Raw genomic sequence first — 21,251 nt, 5'->3', positions numbered from 1 at the left:
CGAAAGAATTATTTTTTCTCATCTTTTTTCGTCTGAGAGGTTTTCTTTTTTGCATCAGATTCTTTCTCTTTTTTCTCCTGATCGGCTTTTGACTGCTCTTTTTGTTCAGCTGTTTCATCTGTTTGACTTGCATCTGAGGAGTCATTGGTGCTCGTCTCCGTTGTTTCTTTTTCTTCATACTTCGCCATTTCCTTAATGATTGGATCTAGCTGTTTTTGTTTTTCTTCAGCAGATAGGCTGTCGTCATTTTGAATTTCATTGCGGTAGGCGACGAGTGCTGTGAATATGTATCGGTCGTCCCCGAGCACCCTTGCAATATCCAGAGCTTCCTTGCTATTGCCTTGTCCAATATGAATCCAGAACAGGAAGTATTGCGGGTCTGTCTGCAATGTGTACGTATCCGTGATTTCTTTTTTGTGCTGGTCAAGCAATAGATTCCCTTGATTCGTTTGCACATACGAAATGGCCAGTTCATATTGAAGAGAGACTGGCATTTGATCGGCTTTGTATTTTTCGAGCGTATCCACCACTTGGCTGTACTGTTTGTTGAGATAATACTTGTTCGCTTCCACATACGCTTCTTGTTTCGGCATGGCGAAAAAGAACGTGTAAATGGTATACACCAATGCAGGAATCAAAAGAACAAGGAGACCAAGTCCAATGTATCGTTCGATCTTCCATTTCTTTTTTGGAATGGTTAAGAGCGTCTTTTCTTTTGCTTCGATGGCTTCTATTTTTTGTTGAATCAAAGCAGACAATTCTTCCAGTGACTGTGTATCACTTATTTCCTTTGCCAGCTCAGATAATTTCAACGTATCATGATAAGCCAAATATTCTTGAAACTGATATTCATGGTCCACCACTCGAAGAATGACGGCTTTGACCTCTTTTAACAGACGATGTTGGTCGGTTTCATATGGCGGGATGCTTTCTTTAACCCCGTAATGCAAAAATGCAGGCGCTAAGCCTTGATGAAAAACAATGTTTTCAGGAGAAACAATAGGATGCAGCCGCTTCACGTCGTGTTTGCACACTGCATCGACAAGCTGGTATGAAAAAATCCATTTGCTTTTTTCATCCTTTGCATGGATGAAACGAAATTCCTGATAGGCAGGAGGCGGTTGAATCGAAATGATGACCTCACCTTCGGTTAATTGGATCTCTTTTTTAAATGAAGGATTGATGTCTTTAATCGGTGCCGCTTCTAAACCGTCTAAGAGTTTAATTGTCTCTCTTTGAAAAATGAAGGTGTAAGTGCCTTCCTCTTTTTTCATGACTGCTTCTAATTGTTCTTCTAAATAGGAACTCTTTTTATCTGCCATTTACAAAAGTCCTTTCATAGTATTTCCAGCCTGTCTCCTGTGGTGATTCCACAGTCTGACAGCTTATATTCGCCTGAAAACACAGCTTTCTTATTGACTACACGCACCCATCCGCCATCTCGTTTAGGTAGTGAGATTTGTTTTGCCTGCCAGGCGATATGGATGACTTGTTTAATATGTAAATAATTTGATAGTCTCAAATCAAACACACTGCCATCATAGTTTTTTAAGTCGATGGTAATATCGATATACACAAATTTCCACCTCACAAAATAGAAAGAGCGCCGGCATCAACTGACAGACTCGGCGCTTTTTCTGCTTTTCACACTTAGAAAGGAAATCCCTTTGATTAGCCGCGGATTTGGCTAGCGATGTCTTGGTCAGTGCTTTCAAGTGTATTTGCAGTTTGATCAAGCTGATTGCTGACATCTGTTAATAGATCAGACATTTTGATGAATGAAGGTTTAAGCTGTTCGTATTGATCAGCGAATGCTTCACTAGAAGCACCTTCCCACATTCCTTTTAGGTCAGAGATCATTCTATTTAGACGATCAACTTGGTTTAACACTTCTTGACTTTCAACACCATATTGCTTAGCGGTCGCTCTTAGTTCTTCTGGGGTTACGCGAATAATTCCTGACATATTCCTCATTACCTCCCGTGCATAGCCGCCATATAATGGGCTAATCCACTTATTTTTTGACGTTATTATTATAAAAACAGAAATGATACACAGTCAAACAAATCTGTTTTTATTTTACAAAATGAGTCTATGGAATTACTGTTTTTTCGCTCTTTATCTAGTATTTAACAGTTTTTTGGTCATATATTCTTAATAAAAGGGCGTGCACTTCCATGAATCTTTCCGCCTATTGATTTTTTACTACATTATTATTGTACTATTTCTTTTTGTGATCAACGCATGACCAATGTGCTCATTTCTCAAGCTTTTTGTTTTTTTAATGATTATGGCATTTTTTTGTTGATTTACGTACCTGATTCTCTTCATAATGTAAGTACGTGAAATATTCGAAAAAGCAGGGGTTTTTTATGACAAAAAAGACAGATCCATTTAAGTATAGCCTTGATCGTTTAGAGGATGTGGCAGACCAAATTAGTGATGTGCTCAATTGCCCTATTACTATAGAAGATACTCATCATCGATTATTAGCCTATAGCACACATAATGATTTCACTGATCCCGCCAGAACTTCAACCATTATCTCCCGCCGTGTACCGGAAAAAGTCATTAATCGGCTTTGGAAAGACGGTATCATTCCTACACTCCTTAAAACAGATGAACCGCTTCGCGTACCTCAAATTGCAGAAGTCGGTCTATCCAGCAGGGTTGCCATTTCCATATGGAAAGACAAAGAGGTGCTCGGCTTTATCTGGGCAATTGAATCCACGCAGCCTTTTTCAGATGAAGAAATGGACCTTCTCAAGATGGCAGCACATGCCGTGAAAAACAAATTACTCAATTTACAAATTCGAAAAACGAAAACAGAAGAACGCAATCAGGAGCTATTTTGGAAGATGCTCACAGGACATATTCATGAAAAGGATGAGATGCTTGATCTCTTCTTGAGACTTGGGATGAGGTGTCCAGACACGTATGCGATTATTATTTTTCGCCTTCGTGATGAACTCACAGAAGATACGGAAAAGAAGCTCTCCTATCTGCTTGAAACAACGCAGCAAGTGCAGGTGCTTTTAACGACTGTTGATTTTAACGAATTCATTATTCTTGTCTCGCCAAAAACAGAACATCCGCTTCAAGATATTAAACAATTCACAAGCGGCATGCTAAAGCAGTTGTCTGATCGGTATCAGCTCCATGACGTTCAAGCGGCCATTGGTGGAATTTACGATCACATTACTCATATTCAGCCATCCTATAAAGAAGCACTGGCCGTCTTAAAAACAAAAGAACGCTTTCCTGTGGAAACAGAACAATTAAACAGCTTTTCTGAACTGGGTATTTATCAATACTTAGATGTGCTTGCTGAAAAACGAAAGGGATCGTCTTATTCCAGTTACTCTTTATCAAAGCTTGAGGATTACGATCTCAGGCATCATTCCAACCTCGTCGAGACCCTTGAACGATTTATTGATTGTGACAGCAACGCCAATATCGCCGCAAAGCAGTTAAATATTCATATCAACACACTGAATTACAGACTGAAGCGGATTACGGACATTGCAGAAATTGATTTAAAAAACATGAATGAGAAAATGACCATTTATCTTGATATGAAGCTAAAAAACGTCCCTTTGTGAAATTTCACAAAGAGGCGTTTTTTAATTTTTTCATTCAACCGAAGAATTTTCTAAACTTTCAGGATACACTAGACATACAATATCAATAGATAAGCATAGGAGGAATTGATATGATCATCGGCATTCCGAAAGAGATTAAGAACAATGAAAACCGGGTCGCATTAACACCAGGAGCAGCATCTCAATTGCTTTCAGCTGGACACCAGATTTTAATTGAAACGAACGCTGGTTTTGGAAGCGGTTTCACTGATGACGATTATGTATCTGTTGGTGCAGAGATTCTTGATCAAGCGAAAAATGTGTGGGCATCTTCTGATATGATTATGAAGGTAAAAGAACCATTACCTGAAGAATATGCTTATTTCAGAGAAGGTCTGATCTTATTTACGTACTTGCACCTTGCAGCAGAGCCCTCCTTGGCTGAAGCATTAAAACAAAAAGGTGTAACAGCCATTGCTTATGAAACGGTAACGGACGGAAAATCACTCCCTCTATTAACGCCAATGTCTGAAGTAGCAGGTAGAATGGCTGCTCAGATTGGTGCTCAATTTTTAGAAAAGCCAAAAGGCGGAAAAGGCATTTTGCTCGCCGGCGTGCCAGGAGTATCGAGAGGGAAAGTCACCATTATTGGCGGCGGTGTCGTTGGAACAAATGCAGCGAAAATGGCGATCGGACTTGGCGCAGATGTCACCCTTATTGATGTAAATGCGGAACGATTACGTCAGCTGGACGATCAGTTTGGTCATCAAATGAAAACGTTAATGTCTAATCCTGTTAACATTGCAGATTCAGTGAGCGAGGCAGACCTGCTCATTTGTGCAGTTCTCATCCCAGGTGCTAAAGCTCCAACCCTTGTCACAGAAGAAATGGTGAAACAAATGAAGCCTGGTTCTGTCATTGTCGATGTAGCCATTGACCAAGGCGGGATTGTGGAAACAATCGATCATATCACAACACATGATCAGCCTACTTATGAAAAGCACGGCATTTTACATTATGCTGTTGCCAATATGCCAGGAGCGGTTCCGAGAACATCGACAGTTGCTTTAACAAATGTCACGGTCCCATACGCACTGCAGATTGCAAATAAAGGCGCTGCAAAAGCGATCAAAGAAAACAAGGCGATTGCTGAAGGCGTCAATGTGATGAATGGACATATCACCTATGAAGCTGTCGCTCGTGATCTCGGCTATGATTATGTGCCTGTTAGTAAAGCCCTTGAAACCTCTTCCATGACCGAAGCTTAATATCTAGCCCGCCCTTTTCAGGGGCGGGTTTTATTGTTAACCTAAAATAAAAATGAGTTGACAAAAGACCCTCTTCCCCTTAATCTATTTGTACAGATAAGACAGGGGGAAATATCATGCAAAAGAAGACAAGAACAGCTGACTTTGTGCTCGTCGGGATGTTTGCTGCGCTCATGGCTATCGGAGCCAATATCACATCCATTGTGCCATTTTTACAGGTCGGCGGAATCCCACTTACGATGCAGCCGTTTTTTTGTGTGCTTGCTGGTCTTTTGCTGGGCAGACGACTTGGCGCATTGGCCATGATTGTCTATGCTCTTGTTGGGATCGCTGGTGCACCTGTATTCGCACAGTTCTCGGCGGGTCTCGGCGTTATTTTAGGAAAAAGCGGTGGCTTTGTGTTATCATACATTCCTGCTGCATGGCTTGCCGGATTCATTCTTGAAAAAAGACAAAACCCTGGTTTTGGCCGCTTTTTATTTGCAGCCATTGCAGGAACGACCGTGATGTATGTGATCGGGACAACTTATACGTACATCGCATTAAATGTATGGCTAAACGCACCAATCTCTTATCAAACCACATGGTTCTTCATGATGTGGTTTATGGTAAAAGACTACGCGCTGACCATCCTCCTTGCGATGCTGGCACCTAAAATTTATCGATCAGTTTCAAAAGCCACATCCTTTCGAAAAGAACAAACAGCTTCCTAATATCAAAAAAGGTTCCTTTACTCTATATGAGTAAGGAACCTTTTTTCATTTATAGCATAATTGCCGCAAGCCAGCCGAACAAGACGAGCGGGATATTATAAAAGGCGAATGTTGGGACACATGTACCCCAAATGTGGTGATGCTGTCCATCCATATTCAGTCCAGATGTTGGTCCAAGTGTACTGTCGCTTGCAGGTGAACCTGCATCTCCTACCGCCGCAGCTGAACCAATAATCGCAATAGTCGCCATCGGGCTGAATCCTAAGTGTAAACAAAGCGGGACAAAGATCGTCGTAATAATCGGAATCGTTGCAAATGATGAGCCAATGCCCATTGTCACTAGCAGACCCACCAATAGCATTAAAATAGCCGCTAAGCTTTGGCTGTTTCCGATAAATTGAGAAGACGCCTTGACGAGAGATTCAATATCTCCTGTTTTCGTTAAAACATTGGCAAATCCAGCTGCAACAAGCATGACAAATCCGATAAATGCCATCATGTTCATGCCAGATGTAATCAGCGCATCTGCTTCATCACGTTTCATCATTCCAGTTACAAACAAGACAAGCAAGCCTGCAAGCGCACCGAAGATCATCCCTTCGACTCCAAGACTTTGAGAGAGATATAACTGAACAATAAGTGATACAAGGATCGCAAGTCCAGCAAAGAATAAGCTCTTTTTTGTATATGCTGATTTTTCTACATCCGTAATGTCACGATTCTCATATGTTTTTGGCTTACGATAGACAAAGAGTGAAACGATCAAGCCAACAACCATGCCGCCTACAGGAATCAGCATCGCATACGGAATGTCTGCTAAATTCACTGTTAAACCTGCATCTTTCATGTTGTCACGAAGCATTCCGTGAAAAATCTGTCCAAAACCGACCGGAAGTAAAATATATGGTGCAGTAAGTCCGAAAGTCATCACACATGCTAGCAGTCTGCGGTCAATTTGAAGCTCGTTAAACACCTTTAATAATGGCGGGATTAAGACCGGAATAAAGGCAATATGAACAGGAACAACGTTTTGAGAAAAACAAGATACAATCAAAATGACCAGAATAATGAGCACTTTTGATAATGTTTTTCTTCTTGAATCGCCTTCTTTTCCAAGAAGCTTCACAGCTCCTTCGACCATGGCATCAGGAAGACCCGTTTTCGTCAGTGCGGCTGCGAATGCACCTAATAGTGCGTAACTAATCGCCACTGTCGCATTTCCGCCAAGACCGTCAGTGAACGCTTGAACTGTTCCCCCTAGACCTAATCCACCTGCAAGTCCGCCCGCTAAAGCGCCAAGTGCCAACGCAATCACGACATTGACCCGCAACAAGCTTAATATCAACATTAAAACAACCGCTAAAACAACTGCATTCATGGTGAAACCTCCGAAATCCTTTAGTTTACTAATGTAGTAGATAATTAAAGTACCAACGTATGTTACCATAGAAAATTTACTTCGTCAAATGGCGTATGTCCTACATAAAAAGCTCTGCCAACTGGCAGAGCTTCTGTCTTTATTTCTTCGGTTCAAATCGTTCCACAAATGTTGCTAATGATCTGACCATCACACCTGTTGCTCCTGTTGGTCCAAAGCATGAAGGCTTTTCTGTCGTGGCTGTTCCTGCAATATCTAAGTGCACCCAAGGGGTGTCTTCAGCGAATTCTCCGATAAATGCACCTGCCATGATCGCATGGCCATCACGGCCTGGTGAGTTATTCAGATCAGCCATTTTGCTGTTTCTTACTCGTTTTTTATCTTTTTCGGTGATTGGCAGCTGCCAAATCATTTCCCCGCATTCTTCTGATGCCTCTTTAAACTGGGCATACAGTTCATCGTTATTTGTCATCACGCCTGTTGTCTCATTCCCGAGTGCCACAATGACACCGCCTGTTAGTGTCGCAACATCCACAAGCACAGAGGCACCATGCTGCTTCGCATAGGTCACACCATCTGCTAAAACAAGACGGCCTTCTGCATCCGTGTTAAGCACTTCAATTGTTTTGCCGCTTAGTGAGACAATGACGTCATCTGGCTTCATCGCATCTGCTGAGACCATATTATCTGTTGAGGCGATGACCGCAATGACATTCTGCTCTGGACGAAGTTCACCGATGATTTCCATTGCGCCTAAAACAGAGGCTGAGCCGCCCATATCAGTTTTCATCCCCACCATACTTGCTCTTGGCTTTAAGGAATACCCACCTGTATCATACGTAATCCCTTTACCGACAAGGCCGATGACGTCTGTCCATTCTTCCTTGCCTTGATATTTCAATACAATCAGCTTCGGTGGTTCTGTTGAGCCTCTATTAACGGCTAGAATACCGCCCATTCCGAGCTCTTCCATTTGTTCTTTATCTAAAATTTCAATCTCGAATTCATATTTATAAGCAAGCTCTGCCGCATAGGATGCAAGATCAGAGGACGTGAGCATGTTCGGCGGCATATTCACAAGTGTACGAGCCGAATTGACCGATTGTCCGTAGACTTCGCCCACTTTCAGACTTGCCTGAATTTCAGCTGCATCATGATCCGTTGTTGCATAAACAAATTCGATAAAGCGATCCGGTTCATTCGTTTTATGTTTAAAATCTTGTAATTCATATGTAGCTAAAAGGCAGCTTTCAGAAAGGGCATGGGCTGCATCTTGAACAGGCAGATCCTTTCCTGTGAATGTATCAAGCAAAACCGAAACTGCTTGCTTTTTATCTTGATGAAGCTTTTTAAATAAATGCGCAAACACTTCCTTTGCCTCTTCAAACGTGTAATCTGACTCCTTCCCAAGCCCGACAAAATAAATGCGTTTAATGCCGGTTTCAGGGGATGGGAAAAATTTCGAAAGCTGATTTCGCTTGGACGAAATATCGCCTTCTTTTAATAATTCAGTGATTCTTCCTCCATGTAACTCATCCATTTCTTTTGCTTTTCCTGATAATTGGCTCTTTTGAAAAAGTCCGATGGCCAGTGTATCTTTATGTTGCAACTCATTTGTCGAGAAAAACATATTTATCACACGCTCCTTCAATGAACTCCATATTTCACATTGGAACTTCTATTATATCAAAATTTATGTGCTGATACGATCATTGCCAGCCTGTCTTCCCTTGAAGAACATTTATATTTTGGCACGCGGAAGGGCATCATGAAAAAGCGGCAGCGATCAATAGCAACCTGTCCATGGTCTCCTCGTTCCACATCTACTTTCTTTAATGTTATAATGAACATGGACTTGGCAACAGTTCTTACTGCCATCATTTTTTTATCTTACTAGGGTAAATACTTTATCATTTCGCACGTTATTTTTTCTTAAAGAGAGGATGTTTCTTGTTCATGAGCGTACTGACGAATTTTCCGCTGCTTGCCAGCCTTGCAGCCATCTTTTTTGCACAATTTGTAAAAGTACCGATTCAATTTATCATTTCTAGACGACTAGATTGGTCGCTCATTACAAGCACAGGCGGAATGCCAAGTTCACACTCCGCAGCAGTAACAGCACTCTCAACAGCAGTTGCTTTAGAGCACGGGCTAGGAACATCTATTTTTGCCATTTCCGCCATCTTTGCCATTATTACGATGTTTGATGCGACAGGTGTTCGCAGACAGGCAGGAGAACAGGCAACTGTCCTGAACAAACTGGTCACAGATTTTAACCGGTTTGTTGCCGAGGCAAAGAACTTCCCAAGTGCGGAAGAAAAAGAGAAGCAAAAGAAATTGAAAGAGCTTCTTGGGCATAAGCCGATTGAAGTCTTCTTCGGCGGCTTAACAGGAATTTTGCTCACACTCATCTTAGATTATTACTTCATGTAGAAACGAAAAAGCTTTGGACCTTTTGAGATCCAAAGCTTTTTTATTCTTTATTGGCTTGAAACTGCTGCCGGAACACTTGCATCGATTCTGCTTCATTCAACTGATTTAAGTCTTTTTCTGTCAGCGTTCCTTCACCCTTTTTAATCACATAAACGTCCAGCACTTTTTTACCCCATTCTCTATACACATCATCAACCGTTTCATAATATAAATCAAGCTTATGACCTTTAATCGCTTTCCCAGTATCTGCGACTACACCATAGCCATAATTGGGGATAAACAGGACAGTTCCAATCGGAAAGACAGATGGGTCCGCTGCCACGGTTGAATATAAATCACGTTTTACTTTGACGCCTGAATATGTAATGCCATATGCATGATGTTCTTTCGTCTTACCTGTTGATTCTACACCTGCTGTATAACCTGTGGCGACAACCTTTTGCTTCGGATAATCGTTCCAATTAAATGCTTCTTCGAGAGAAACAGCACGCAAATCGTCACTTTTCACCGCCATCGTCTGCCTTTTTGGATGCTTTAAAAAAGAAGATACGTGCTTACCGGCATCGGTCTCTTTCACCCATGCAGCTAAATCACTTGGTTCTACGCCAGATATGCCCGTAAAGCTTGTCATCAAGGCAAGCATAAACAGAACTGTCATGAACAATCGTTTCATCCATGTTTTCATTTCTATTTGTCACTCCTCTACCCATCTATTTGTTTCCAAACAAAATGGAAACTATGCAAAGGAGAAACAAAAAAACCCACTTGCGTGTAGACAAGTGAGTTAAAACATTTGATAGCCTCTTTTACGAAGAGCATTGATGACAAAACCTGAGGCAATGGCACCAATCAGACCACTTAATAAAATAATGATATCTGCCGCAGCAAGAGAAACGATGCGGTCTCCTATCCCGGAAAAAGCAATGCCTGGTTCTCTTACATAAGCGATCATCTTTTGATTATTGATAATGAAAAGGCATACAATTGGATATAAAATTGCCATAATCCATGACATTCTCAGCAGCATATTCAGCAAAAAGCCAATGCCGAAGAATAACACGAAAAATAAAATAACTGAAATGATAACGACTGGTAAACTGATCACTTCATCTCCACCCCCAAATATCCCATCATTAGTTTAACTTGGAAATAGAGATGAAGTCAATCAATGGAAAAAGCCGTAAGATTAATGCTTCTTTCCTGTCCCTTTACATTCCTCACATGTTTCTGATCCGCCGAGCAATAACTGAAAATATCCTTTTCCTGAACAATACTGACAAGTTGACTTTTTTTCTTTCGTTTGTGCATTCATATTGCTCACTCCTTAATCTAAATTTTCTGATAATTCATCATAACATATTTTTCTGTCCAGCACCAAGTGAGAAAATATTCCGTCAAACATTAAAAAACGTGTACCACAGGGATACACGTTTTTGTCTATATCGGTTTAGAAGAACTTGAATTTTCCTTTTTTCAGAACAAGTCCTGGTCCGCCAACCATGAATAATGAACGGTTGTCGATGATTTTTTTCATTGCAGAAGCTTTTGTTCCTTGAAGTTTTTTACCAAACGCAACACCTACAGCGTCGTGTTCACCAAGAGAAGCAACTGTTCCTTTGATGTCTGGCTTAAAGCTTTCAAGCGTGCCACCTTTTACTAGTGCTGCAAGGTTTTTCGCTACTGTTTCACCTTGTTGCATCGCAATTTGTGCAGTAGGTGGGTATGGACGATTAATTTCTTCATTGATGATTAATGAGCAGTCACCGATGATGAATACATCTTCATTTTCTGGTACACGAAGATCTGGAGACACTTTTACGCGGCCGCGCATGTTTTCAAATCCAGCTTCTTCAACGATTGGGTTACCACGTACACCAGCAGCCCATACAACAGTTTCAGCTTTGATTTCTTCTGTATCATCGTCTTTTCCAACAATGATGCCTTCAGGCGTACATTCTTTGATCGCTGTACCGATTTTGAACTCAACACCCTTACCTTGAAGGTAGTTCATCGCATAGTCGATCAATTCAGGATCAAATCCTGGAAGAGCTGTTGGTGCAGCTTCTACACAGATAATACGCACGTCTTTTTGATCAATATCATACTCTTTGCAAAGCTCAGGCACACGGTTTCCAAGCTCACCAAGGAACTCAATACCTGTGAAGCCTGCACCGCCGACAACGATTGTCAGACGCTCTGGACGCTTTTCAGCTTCTGTATTATATGTCGCAAATTGAAGTTCAATGTGCTCACGAAGCTGACGAGCAGAGTTGATGTTAGAGATTGAGAATGCATATTCTTTCAGTCCTGCAATACCAAATGTTTCAGGAACAGCACCAAGCGCAACAACAAGGTAGTCATAAGAAAGTTCGCCATCTGATGTCACAACTTTCTTCTCTTCCTTATTAATGCTTTCAACTGTTGCTTGTACAAAGTTGACACGGGAACTGTTAATCACATCTTTGATTTGATAACGACAACGGTCATGATGAAGAGTACCTGCACTTGCTTCATGTAACCATGTTGTTTCGTAATGATAATTATGCTTGTTCACAAGAGTAATGTCCGCATCATTTGTGCCAAGCTGTTTTGTTAATCTTGTTACAGTCATTAATCCGCCATAACCTGCACCTAATACAACGATTTTCGGTTTATTCACTGGAATCACATCCACCTTTTTTAAATTTGCTGTAAAACGGATAAAGAATTACATATCGTTATTCTCAACCGCTTTGCGGCATTTTATGAAATTTAAACAAAAAAATAAGTATGTGAAAATCTGAACTTTCACCTACAAAAAACGAAAGCATTTGACCGTATCCGACAAAAATTCATAAAAAATTAATATTTAGTTCCCTTAACAATAATAGCGAGTTCTGCTCCTTTTTTCAAGGCTTTAAACTGAAAATCCTTAGGATAAACGGTCTTTCTCTCTTTTTTCCCCTTTTCACAGCATCGGCATCAAAAAACGACAAGTTTTTCAAAACAAGTCAAACGACGATATGTGGTATGATATGATATAGTGATAACAATTTTCATTTGGGAGGATTAAGGAATGCAAGAAGATTCTAAGGTATATGACATTACCGTTATCGGGGGCGGCCCAGTCGGATTGTTTACTGCGTTTTACGGGGGCATGAGACAGGCAAGTGTTAAAATCATTGAAAGCCTTCCTCAGCTCGGCGGTCAACTATCCGCTCTTTACCCTGAAAAATACATTTATGATGTGGCTGGTTTCCCAAAAATCCGCGCACAAGAATTAATTGATAATCTAAAGGAACAAATGGATAAATTTGATCAAACCATTTGCTTAGAGCAAGCTGTGGAAACGGTTGAAAAACAAGCAGACGGTATCTTCAAACTCGTTACGAATCAAGAGGTTCATTATTCAAAAACGATCATCATTACAGCTGGTAACGGTGCATTCCAACCGAGAAAGCTTGAGCTAAGTGCAGCAGAATCATTTGAAGGAAGCAACCTGCATTACTTCATCAATGACTTGAACCAATTCGCTGGCAGACGTGTTGCTGTTCTTGGCGGTGGAGACTCTGCGGTTGACTGGGCACTGATGCTTGAGCCAATCGCAAAAGAAGTATCGATTATTCACCGTCGTGATAAATTTCGTGCACATGAGCACAGTGTAGAAAACTTGCACAACTCGAAAGTCAATGTGCTGACACCATTTGTGCCAACTGAGCTCATTGGGGAAGACCGCATTGAACAAATTGTGCTTGAAGAAGTGAAAGGCGATAAAAAGCAAGTACTAGATGTGGACGACGTGATCGTCAACTTCGGTTTTGTTTCATCCCTTGGACCAATCAAACAATGGGGCCTTGAAATCGAAAAGAACTCTATCGTGGTCAAATCCACAATGGAAACCAATATCGAAGGCTTCTATGCGGCAGGAGACATCTGTACGTATGAAGGAAAAGTCAAATTAATCGCAAGCGGATTTGGTGAAGCACCAACTGCTGTGAACAACGCCAAAGCTTACATGGACCCGAAAGCTCGTGTACAGCCGCTTCATTCCACAAGCTTATTTGAAAATAAATAAGAACGGATCAAAAAAAGGAGTCCCATCTGCGGAACTCCTTTTTTGTTTATTTAAAAATCCCAATATAGGCATTCGCCATTCCAAGTACCATTGCAGCAAGTAACACCACAACAATTCCTGCCACAACCAAAATCACCCGATCCTTCACACGTTCCTTTTTCGGAAGCGGCTTGTCTATCCCGCAAGATGGACATGTTTTTGAACGATACGGAATCAGTTCATGACAGTTCCTGCAATTGATTTGTTCACTCAAACCTCAGCAACCTCTTTTCTGATGACAGTTTATGTTTGGTTCTCATGATACTCTTTTCGAGTGGAAATAGCCAGTTGTGAGGACAAGCTGTAACAAAATTGAGCGATTTACAAATTGTTTAAGAAGAAATGGAATCAATGAAGGTTTGATTGGTTCAGCCGATATAGGAAGTAGAAGATCGTCATGAAGGATAGGTGGAAAGATGATAAAGCGTTTCATGATTAGTTTGAGCTTGTTACTGATGATTGGCGGTTCAGTTGAAGTGTTTGCAAAAGACTTTAACAAACATTATGCTCAATTCGCTGCAGGATTGAATATGGATGTTGATTAATCATTGTTTTTCCAATTTAAGCTCTCCCATCTTAGGAAATGGAATGGAATATAAGTTATTTATGATATAATTCAATACCAGTTTAAAAATGTCTCTTTCGATCTTTAACAAATGATTGAGATTATCTCACAGGAAGTTTTTATAAAACGAATTTTCAGGAGGTTAAAATTAGATGGACAGTTCCTCGGGTGAAATGAAGCTTATTATTCCAAAAGGGTGTGACAATGCTCCTAGGAAACAAATAGTCATTGATTTTACAGTAGCTGTACTAATGCGGCAAACTGAAATCATCAAGGAATATGCAGATGAATCGATTATTTGGTATCTGTTAAAGGATAATACAAAGCTTGAAGGGCGACATGAATTAATCTCCACTTTGTACAAAGTGGACAGAAAAATGGTTAACGTTCTTGAAATTTATCAGGTAATAACACATGGGAAACTCGCCTCTATAAATGGTGTGATGTTATTAACGAATGGTTTAAAAATTGATTTTTGTGATGTATATATTTTTAGTAGTGCTGCAAAGTCTGGAAAGGTAAAGGAAATAAAATCATATAGGCTTTAAATTTTACTAATCTATTTATTAGGTGACTCAAAAGTGGCATTTTCTCAAAATCACGTACCTATCGAAAAGTTTGGCTTTGCCTGACACCATATCATCGTTTGGGACACTCAATTTCATAGTTCTTTTGAAGCCAAGCAACAAAATATAGCCAATCCCTCCGAGAATCCTTCTGCACTCTTCCCACTATAACCAGGTCAATTGCTTGATCCATTGTTAATTTTGGATATTCCTTTTGGTTGGACATTTTCCCAACCGATTTTTTCCTAGCTCGCTTGTTCAAAGACATAAAAAAGCCTCCTCAAATAGTAATGTTTTAGACATTAACTACCGAGAAGACATGTAATTCATAAAATCTTAGCATTCCTCAGGCGTACCGGTATTCGTCGCTGTTCTAAAAGAAGAACCGCATCCGCATGACGCAATCGCGTTCGGATTGTCAATCGTGAAACCGCCGCCCATTAGTGATTGTTTGAAATCAATGATGGTTCCGTTCATGATGTCAAGGCTTTCGGAGTCGACAAGAACCTTGATGCCTTGCTGTTCGAACTGCGTGTCTTTTTCTGAGACTTCATGGTCAAAGCCCATCCCGTATGAAAGACCGCTGCAGCCGCCGCCTTTTACGCCCACTCGTAGGAACGCATTTTCTTCTTCATGTTCTTTCATCATATCTTTAATCTGCAATGCAGCAGCTTCTGTAATCGTTACTGGTGTACTCACGATCATCCCTCCTTTTGACTGGATGTTTCTTTTCAATTATAAACGTGATGTTGCCTTTTCTCAAATAAATGGTTTAGAGATAGAATGTGCCGTCACAAATTGTTTCAGCAGGTCCTGTCATCAGCACATGGTCATTGTCTTTCCAGCGAATGATGAGGTCTCCGCCAGCTAGATGAACGGTCATATCCGTTTCTTTTTTCGCATGTCCATTGACAATCGTTGATACAGCCGCAGCACATGCTCCTGTTCCGCACGCTTGCGTAATCCCTGATCCTCTTTCCCACACGCGGAAATGCAGTTCCGTTTCACTGACACGTTCCACAAATTCTACATTGACGCCTTCTGGAAACATGTCATGCTTTTCAATGATTGGCCCAAGCGAATCGAGGGGCGCCTGTTCAATGTCTTTTAAATAGAAAACGATATGGGGATTCCCCATTGAAACAGCTGTTCCATTTAAGGTCGTCGTGCCAAAATCAAGCGGTTCATTAATCGTTGTACTGGCCGGTTCACCAAGCATTGGCATCGCTTCTTTTTCAAAACGAGGTTTCCCCATATCTACTGTCACTAACTGAACGTGACCATCCTGCACATGAACGGTCGCCTCAACGAGTCCTGACAATGTCTCAATCTGGAACGTTGTGTCTGTTAAGATTTGATGCTCATACACATATTTTGCAACGCAACGCAGACCGTTACCGCAGTTTTTGCCCTCTGATCCATCATTGTTGAAAATGCGCATCTTCACAGGTGCAACATCTGATGGACAAATAAGGATCATTCCGTCTGAACCGATTCCTGTGTAAACAGAAGAAACCTGAATTGCTATCTCTGATAACTGCTCTTCTGGAAGCTGTTCCTGCATCTGATTGACGTATATATAATTGTTTCCTAGTCCGTGCATTTTCGTGAATTGAAATGATGTCATGAGCGTCCTCCAAAAATGTTGTTTCTTTATAGTATAAAAGGAGTCGATTCAGGAGACAATCTTATCATCCCCCGTTTTTCATACATAGAAGCTCTTTGCTGCCATGGCAAAGGGCTTTTATTATGCATATGCCTCTTTTTCTCTCGTGTGATGCTTCATTTTGATGATATTTTATTAGCATAACATATTGGATACGCTTTCTACATTTTTTCCTAAAAAACGGAAACTGAATATATGAAAAAAATGCACCTCATGACCCATGTGGTGCATTTAAAACATGTCGTTTTCCTCTATAAAAGCATAAATACGCTCAACTAGCTGCTCTGCATTTTCTCCAGAAACAAATTCTCCATTCACAAGGGCAAATGGGGAGTCCATACATTTGCCGCAGTAGCTTAAACAACCGTATTCCATTACATCTAAGTTTGGGTCTTTTTCAAGTTTCTCTTTTGCTTCTTGAGACCCTTGTGCAAGATTACTTACACAAAATTCGATCAGTGGAAACACTGTGCTTCACCTCACATTTGCCTTACTATCCTACCGAAATTCCTTCTATTAGTCAAAACATGAGCTTCAATAAATCGTTACGCCTATTCCCCGTAAAATGTTTTACTATTTAGGACTAAGTAATGAATATGTAGGTTATTTTGAAACAATTATTGTGGTTTCACAGTAAATTCGATATAATTTTATTTGGTATTTTAACTTAAAGTTTTTTAGTATAAGTGTTTTTCAATGTCTAGGGGGAAAAGGAGAATCGTCATGAAAAATTTAGTCTTGATCGGCGGAGGTTACGGGAATATGCGGGTTCTCCACCGCTTATTGCCAAATCAATTACCTGATGATGTTACTATCACATTAATTGATCGAAATCCTTACCACTGTTTAAAAACAGAATATTATGCACTTGCTGCTGGAACGATCTCTGATCATCACATTCGAGTATCTTTTCCAGAGCATCCGAAGCTGGATATTCAATACGGGGAAGTAGAAAAAATTGATATTGAAAACAAACAGATCTTATTTAGCGACCGTGAACCGATTCCATATGATGATACGGTAATCGGACTCGGCTGTGAGGACAAGTATCACAATGTCCCTGGTGCGAAAGAACATACATACAGCATTCAAACCATTGATCAGTCAAGACATACGTATAACAAATTAAACAATTTGAGTGCAGGTGCAACGGTTGGTATCGTCGGTGCTGGACTTAGCGGGGTAGAGCTGGCCAGTGAACTGCGTGAAAGCCGTTCTGATTTAAACATCATTCTTTTTGACCGCGGAGAACTGATTCTTTCCAGTTTCCCAAAAAGATTAAGTTTATATGTACAAAAATGGTTTGAAGAAAATGATGTAAAGATCATTAATTGCGCCAATATTACGAAGGTTGAAGAAGGAGTTGTGTACAACCATGACGATGCCATTGAAGCAGATGTCATCGTGTGGACAGCAGGAATTCAGCCAAGTAAAGTCGTGCGAGATATGGATGTTGAAAAAGACGCCCAAGGCCGTGTCGTCTTAACTCCTCATCACAATCTCCCTGGAGATGAGCATGTCTATGTCGTAGGTGACTGCGCAAGCTTGCCGCACGCACCAAGTGCACAGCTTGCCGAGGCACAGGCAGAGCAAATTGTGCAATCTCTACAGAAACGCTGGAAGAACGAGCCGCTTCCTGAGACTTACCCGCAGTTTAAGTTAAAAGGCGTACTCGGCTCTTTAGGGAAGAAAGCCGGCTTTGGCTTAGTAGCGGATCGCCCGCTTGTTGGTCGTGTTCCAAGACTCTTAAAATCTGGACTTCTTTGGATGTACAAGCATCACAATGGATAAAATGATGTGAATTTTTTCTCAAAGCTCCTTCTAATGAAGGAGCTTTTATTATGAAACGGCATGTGCCGATGGATGGTTCACTTTGATAGGAGCAAGCGCAAGGATGCAGTCTTTACGAAACGTTCTGATCGTCTTCTTCGATAAACAATACGCTTGTATGAACTGTTCAGTTTGACGATGTACAATGATTTTTCGTTTCGAGCACTCTCCATTTTTCTTCATATAAATCATATCAATCGGTATTTGTTGATGAAGAGATTGTTTTAGTAAATAATTCATGATGCTCACGCTCCTTTCATCTCATTATATACGAACAAACGTTCTAAATCAACCAAAAAAAGGAACGTTTGTTCGATTTATTTTTCTAAAAAAAGAACAGCTCATTCACTGCTCTCTTCGTACCCGTATTTCTCCATTTCTTGATAAATATCTTTTAATTTCGGATTGCCCTCTCCTACAATTTGATCCTCAACAAGGACAAGCGGATAAAAGAATTCATCATCAAGAATTCGTTCAGATAATTCTTTTTGGCGTTCGTTTTCAGGCGGGTGCTCAATATCGATATATGTGATGCGAAACGGCTGATTTGGATATTTTCGTTTTAATGCTGCATCTAGCCACTCAAATGTATCTTTTGAAGAAGGCAGATTCACGCAACTAGCGCACAGGACATCTCTTCCATATACATAAAGGTCAACGGTTTTGTTCATTTGACAAGCCCCCCATTCTTTCTTTATTTTAGCTGAATTTTCTGTATGAAAAAAGTCAAAATCACTTTTTGTTTCAAGATGAGATTGTGCTATAATGAGAAGGAAACTTTGAAACCAATCAATAGATTTTTATCGTCCAGATGAATATAATGGTGATATGTTGTGAAAGGAGCGATTATATCTAATGACTGAAGTCGAAATGAAAGACCAAGTACAGGAAGTACTGGACAAACTTCGTCCATTTCTATTACGTGATGGTGGAGACTGTGAGCTTGTAGACATTGAAGATGGCATTGTGAAATTACGCCTTCTTGGTGCATGCGGCAGCTGCCCAAGTTCAACCATTACATTGAAAGCCGGTATTGAGCGCGCATTATTAGAAGAAGTACCTGGCGTTGTAGAAGTTGAACAGGTTTTCTAATTCATATATGACATGAAAACGACCCTTACTGGGTCGTTTTTTAATTAGGATAACTTCTCTCTAAACCATTCTTGAATAAAGGTCAGTCTTTGAATACGCTGCCCAGGGTGGCCGCTTCTCGATAAATCATGAGAGGCCTTCGGGAATTTGACTAATCTCGTGTCTTTTCCAAGCTCCTTTAATGCCACAAAAAGCTGTTCTCCTTGATCAACTGGGCAGCGGTAGTCTTCATCACTGTGCAGGATGAGAAGCGGTGTCTTCACCTGTTTTACATACTTTAGCGGCGAACGATCCCATAGCTTATCAACAGAGTCATAAATATCCCCATCAATCTGCCATTTTGTAAAGAAATAACCGATATCACTGATGCCATAAAAGCTAATCCAGTTCGAGATGGAACGCTGTGTAACAGCTGCACGGAAACGGTCTGTCTGTCCGACAATCCAGTTGGTCATAAAACCGCCATAGCTTCCGCCCGTTACGCCAAGCCTTGTTTCATCAATAAAATCATAGGCTTCGAGCACATGATCAACAGCCAGCATGACATCCTCATAATCAACATCACCATAGCTGCCTCTTACACGGTTTGTAAACATCTGTCCGTACCCATGACTGCCATGAGGATTGATGTACACAATCGCATACCCTTCAGCGGCGAGCATTTGAAATTCATGAAAATACGTATGACCGTACATCGCATGCGGCCCTCCATGAATTTCTAAGATTAGTGGATATGTCTTCCCCTCTTCCATCTGAGCAGGCTTCATAAACCAGCCATGTACAACGTCTCCTTCTTTTGACTGGAAAGAAATTGGTTCAGGTTCGGATATGACATGTTCCTTTAGAAAGTCATCATGCTCAAACGTGATTTGCTTGAGTGAGGATTCCCCTAAAGTCAGCTCATACAGCTCACTAGGCGAGACAGGTGAAAGACGGCTGATCAGTATTTTTGATTCGTCTGGATGAAGACTGAAATTCGTCACATGTTCTGCCTCTAAACGAACGGGATAGGCTAAACCTTCAATAGAGAAATAATAAATTCCGGTACTCCCTTGATCAGAAACAAGCGCATAAAACCCCTGACTATCCTTTGTCCATTGTGGAAGCTGATTGGCCTCACCCATAGCACTATCCCCTGCCATACAGTTTCCTACATACATATCGAGCATTTCTGACAATTGAACGGTCTTTTTCTCCTTCAGGTCATGCAGCCACAATGACAGGATGGTCGCATTTTCAAATTCACGTTCGTGTCCAATGTACAAAAGGCTTTCTCCATTTGGAGAAAATGATACAGTCGTGTAAGCGCCTGTTGATTGGGTGATTTTCTTGGATGTACCGTCCTCTAAGGAAAGGAGACAGATATCACTTATGTAAAACGTCTGAGGATTTGATTGAATATACGCAAGCCACTTCCCGCAAGGAGAGATGACATGATTCACATGATGATGCGGCTCACTCGTAACCATCTCTACCTCGCCGGAACGGACATCGATTTTTACAATTTGCGTCAGACGCCCGTCTAAAAAGCCTCTGCCATCTGCTTTATAAGTCAAATCATCATATACGGCCGGAGCAAAGTCATCACGCTCTTCTTTTTTTTCATCATGAACAGATTCATCTTGTTTTAATGAGACCGCTGCATAAATGAACGCTCCATCCGGTGAAAATACAGGTTGAGAGACGCCGTAAGGAATATTCGTTAAGGTACGAATTCCGCCGCCATCGCTCTGAATAAGTGCGAGCTGGGGGACTTCCTTTGGCTTCTGCAAAATAAACGCAAGCTGCTTTCCGTCTTTTGACCATGTTGGTTGATGATGCTTTCCATCATCAAATGTCCATCGAGACAGCTCCCCTGTCTCTTCATCTCGAACCCATAAATGAATATTGTAATCATCCTTTTTTTCATTCACCGTTACTTTTGTAAAAACAGCCTTTTTTCCATCTGGTGAATAAACTGGATGAGAAACAGACACGATTTGTGTTAAATCCTCTGCTGTTATCAATTTCTTCATCAATAGATCGCCTCCTTTTATGTATCAAAAAATAGTTCGCTTCTCTAAATA

The 21,251-nt window shown here is 40.9% G+C and carries 24 protein-coding genes and 1 pseudogene; 8 read left to right on the top strand and 17 right to left on the bottom strand.

Features of this window, described 5'->3' with window-relative positions:
- Positions 1–8 precede the first annotated feature (8 nt).
- The 3 genes from essB to MHH23_RS05615 form a co-directional block, all read right to left on the bottom strand.
- The gene (gene essB / locus MHH23_RS05625) at positions 9–1,322 is read right to left on the bottom strand and encodes a type VII secretion protein EssB (RefSeq protein WP_008345895.1); all 1,314 of its coding nucleotides are present in this window, start codon (positions 1,320–1,322) and stop codon (positions 9–11) included.
- Positions 1,323–1,336: 14 nt separating this feature from the next.
- Complete coding sequence (locus MHH23_RS05620) at positions 1,337–1,576, bottom strand: EsaB/YukD family protein (RefSeq protein WP_008345897.1); 240 nt, start codon at positions 1,574–1,576, stop codon at positions 1,337–1,339.
- A gap of 95 nt (positions 1,577–1,671) precedes the next feature.
- Positions 1,672–1,965, bottom strand: a complete 294-nt coding sequence (locus MHH23_RS05615) for a WXG100 family type VII secretion target (protein WP_003213769.1) — start codon at positions 1,963–1,965, stop codon at positions 1,672–1,674.
- Between the two features lie 407 nt (positions 1,966–2,372).
- Between MHH23_RS05615 and MHH23_RS05610 the strand changes: the two genes are divergently transcribed.
- The 3 genes from MHH23_RS05610 to MHH23_RS05600 all read left to right on the top strand — a co-directional run bounded on the left by MHH23_RS05610 (position 2,373) and on the right by MHH23_RS05600 (position 5,562).
- Positions 2,373–3,602, top strand: a complete 1,230-nt coding sequence (locus MHH23_RS05610; RefSeq protein WP_008345900.1) for a PucR family transcriptional regulator — start codon at positions 2,373–2,375, stop codon at positions 3,600–3,602.
- A gap of 110 nt (positions 3,603–3,712) precedes the next feature.
- Positions 3,713–4,849 (top strand): alanine dehydrogenase, encoded by a 1,137-nt coding sequence (ald, locus tag MHH23_RS05605; protein WP_340959055.1) that lies wholly within the window; start codon positions 3,713–3,715, stop codon positions 4,847–4,849.
- Positions 4,850–4,965: 116 nt separating this feature from the next.
- Positions 4,966–5,562 carry a biotin transporter BioY gene (locus MHH23_RS05600; RefSeq protein WP_041091835.1) on the top strand — a complete coding sequence of 199 codons (597 nt, stop codon included), beginning with the start codon at positions 4,966–4,968 and terminating at the stop codon, positions 5,560–5,562.
- A 49-nt stretch (positions 5,563–5,611) separates the two neighbouring features.
- Here the strand turns inward: MHH23_RS05600 and MHH23_RS05595 are convergent, their stop codons facing one another.
- The 3 genes from MHH23_RS05595 to MHH23_RS05585 form a co-directional block, all read right to left on the bottom strand.
- Positions 5,612–6,940 carry a Na+/H+ antiporter family protein gene (locus MHH23_RS05595; protein ID WP_024719743.1) on the bottom strand — a complete coding sequence of 443 codons (1,329 nt, stop codon included), beginning with the start codon at positions 6,938–6,940 and terminating at the stop codon, positions 5,612–5,614.
- Between the two features lie 139 nt (positions 6,941–7,079).
- A complete protein-coding gene (locus MHH23_RS05590) occupies positions 7,080–8,570 on the bottom strand; it encodes a leucyl aminopeptidase (protein WP_008346787.1) in 1,491 nt (496 codons plus the stop codon).
- A gap of 56 nt (positions 8,571–8,626) precedes the next feature.
- A complete protein-coding gene (locus MHH23_RS05585; RefSeq protein ID WP_268432148.1) occupies positions 8,627–8,818 on the bottom strand; it encodes a hypothetical protein in 192 nt (63 codons plus the stop codon).
- A 78-nt stretch (positions 8,819–8,896) separates the two neighbouring features.
- Here MHH23_RS05585 and MHH23_RS05580 point away from each other — a divergent pair, with 78 nt between their 5' ends.
- A complete protein-coding gene (locus MHH23_RS05580; protein ID WP_024719744.1) occupies positions 8,897–9,373 on the top strand; it encodes a divergent PAP2 family protein in 477 nt (158 codons plus the stop codon).
- A 40-nt stretch (positions 9,374–9,413) separates the two neighbouring features.
- Here the strand turns inward: MHH23_RS05580 and MHH23_RS05575 are convergent, their stop codons facing one another.
- From MHH23_RS05575 to MHH23_RS05560, 4 genes are all read right to left on the bottom strand, one after another.
- The gene (locus MHH23_RS05575) at positions 9,414–10,058 is read right to left on the bottom strand and encodes a 3D domain-containing protein (protein WP_024719745.1); all 645 of its coding nucleotides are present in this window, start codon (positions 10,056–10,058) and stop codon (positions 9,414–9,416) included.
- A 99-nt stretch (positions 10,059–10,157) separates the two neighbouring features.
- A complete protein-coding gene (locus MHH23_RS05570) occupies positions 10,158–10,478 on the bottom strand; it encodes a YuiB family protein (protein WP_003212933.1) in 321 nt (106 codons plus the stop codon).
- 81 nt (positions 10,479–10,559) lie between these two features.
- Positions 10,560–10,685: a YuiA family protein gene (locus MHH23_RS05565; protein ID WP_008346797.1), complete on the bottom strand. Its 126-nt coding sequence runs from the start codon at positions 10,683–10,685 to the stop codon at positions 10,560–10,562.
- Between the two features lie 135 nt (positions 10,686–10,820).
- Positions 10,821–12,038, bottom strand: coding sequence for an NAD(P)/FAD-dependent oxidoreductase (locus tag MHH23_RS05560; RefSeq protein ID WP_160758061.1), 1,218 nt, complete (start codon positions 12,036–12,038; stop codon positions 10,821–10,823).
- A gap of 390 nt (positions 12,039–12,428) precedes the next feature.
- On the opposite strand from MHH23_RS05560, the gene yumC reads away from it, so the two are divergent.
- A complete protein-coding gene (gene yumC, locus MHH23_RS05555) occupies positions 12,429–13,427 on the top strand; it encodes a ferredoxin--NADP reductase 2 (RefSeq protein ID WP_039168937.1) in 999 nt (332 codons plus the stop codon).
- 46 nt (positions 13,428–13,473) lie between these two features.
- Here yumC and MHH23_RS05550 read toward each other — a convergent pair whose 3' ends face one another.
- Positions 13,474–13,680 carry a hypothetical protein gene (locus MHH23_RS05550; protein ID WP_008346803.1) on the bottom strand — a complete coding sequence of 69 codons (207 nt, stop codon included), beginning with the start codon at positions 13,678–13,680 and terminating at the stop codon, positions 13,474–13,476.
- Between the two features lie 503 nt (positions 13,681–14,183).
- On the opposite strand from MHH23_RS05550, the gene MHH23_RS05545 reads away from it, so the two are divergent.
- A complete protein-coding gene (locus MHH23_RS05545; protein WP_268431623.1) occupies positions 14,184–14,579 on the top strand; it encodes a hypothetical protein in 396 nt (131 codons plus the stop codon).
- Positions 14,580–14,933: 354 nt separating this feature from the next.
- On the opposite strand, the gene erpA is transcribed toward MHH23_RS05545, so the two are convergent.
- The 3 genes from erpA to MHH23_RS05530 all read right to left on the bottom strand — a co-directional run bounded on the left by erpA (position 14,934) and on the right by MHH23_RS05530 (position 16,731).
- The gene (gene erpA, locus MHH23_RS05540; RefSeq protein ID WP_017358921.1) at positions 14,934–15,296 is read right to left on the bottom strand and encodes an iron-sulfur cluster insertion protein ErpA; all 363 of its coding nucleotides are present in this window, start codon (positions 15,294–15,296) and stop codon (positions 14,934–14,936) included.
- 73 nt (positions 15,297–15,369) lie between these two features.
- The gene (dapF, locus tag MHH23_RS05535; protein WP_340959054.1) at positions 15,370–16,224 is read right to left on the bottom strand and encodes a diaminopimelate epimerase; all 855 of its coding nucleotides are present in this window, start codon (positions 16,222–16,224) and stop codon (positions 15,370–15,372) included.
- Positions 16,225–16,494: 270 nt separating this feature from the next.
- Positions 16,495–16,731, bottom strand: a complete 237-nt coding sequence (locus tag MHH23_RS05530; RefSeq protein WP_008346813.1) for a YuzB family protein — start codon at positions 16,729–16,731, stop codon at positions 16,495–16,497.
- Between the two features lie 255 nt (positions 16,732–16,986).
- On the opposite strand from MHH23_RS05530, the gene MHH23_RS05525 reads away from it, so the two are divergent.
- Positions 16,987–18,054 (top strand): NAD(P)/FAD-dependent oxidoreductase, encoded by a 1,068-nt coding sequence (locus tag MHH23_RS05525; RefSeq protein ID WP_047945358.1) that lies wholly within the window; start codon positions 16,987–16,989, stop codon positions 18,052–18,054.
- A 48-nt stretch (positions 18,055–18,102) separates the two neighbouring features.
- Here the strand turns inward: MHH23_RS05525 and MHH23_RS05520 are convergent, their stop codons facing one another.
- On the bottom strand, positions 18,103–18,333 hold the full coding sequence (locus tag MHH23_RS05520; protein ID WP_008346816.1) for a WYL domain-containing protein: 231 nt from the start codon (positions 18,331–18,333) through the stop codon (positions 18,103–18,105).
- 101 nt (positions 18,334–18,434) lie between these two features.
- A complete protein-coding gene (locus MHH23_RS05515; RefSeq protein WP_008346819.1) occupies positions 18,435–18,764 on the bottom strand; it encodes a YuzD family protein in 330 nt (109 codons plus the stop codon).
- A 121-nt stretch (positions 18,765–18,885) separates the two neighbouring features.
- Here MHH23_RS05515 and MHH23_RS05510 point away from each other — a divergent pair.
- Positions 18,886–19,185: pseudogene (locus MHH23_RS05510) on the top strand (NifU family protein).
- Between the two features lie 44 nt (positions 19,186–19,229).
- Here MHH23_RS05510 and MHH23_RS05505 read toward each other — a convergent pair.
- Positions 19,230–21,200, bottom strand: coding sequence for a S9 family peptidase (locus MHH23_RS05505; RefSeq protein ID WP_340959051.1), 1,971 nt, complete (start codon positions 21,198–21,200; stop codon positions 19,230–19,232).
- Positions 21,201–21,251: the final 51 nt, after the last annotated feature.

It is taken from the genome of Bacillus sp. FSL K6-3458, assembly GCF_038005045.1.
Lineage (GTDB): Bacteria > Bacillota > Bacilli > Bacillales > Bacillaceae > Bacillus > Bacillus altitudinis.
The sequence above is the reverse complement of the archived record's forward strand: the minus strand, read 5'-3'. Positions and strand labels throughout refer to the sequence as shown.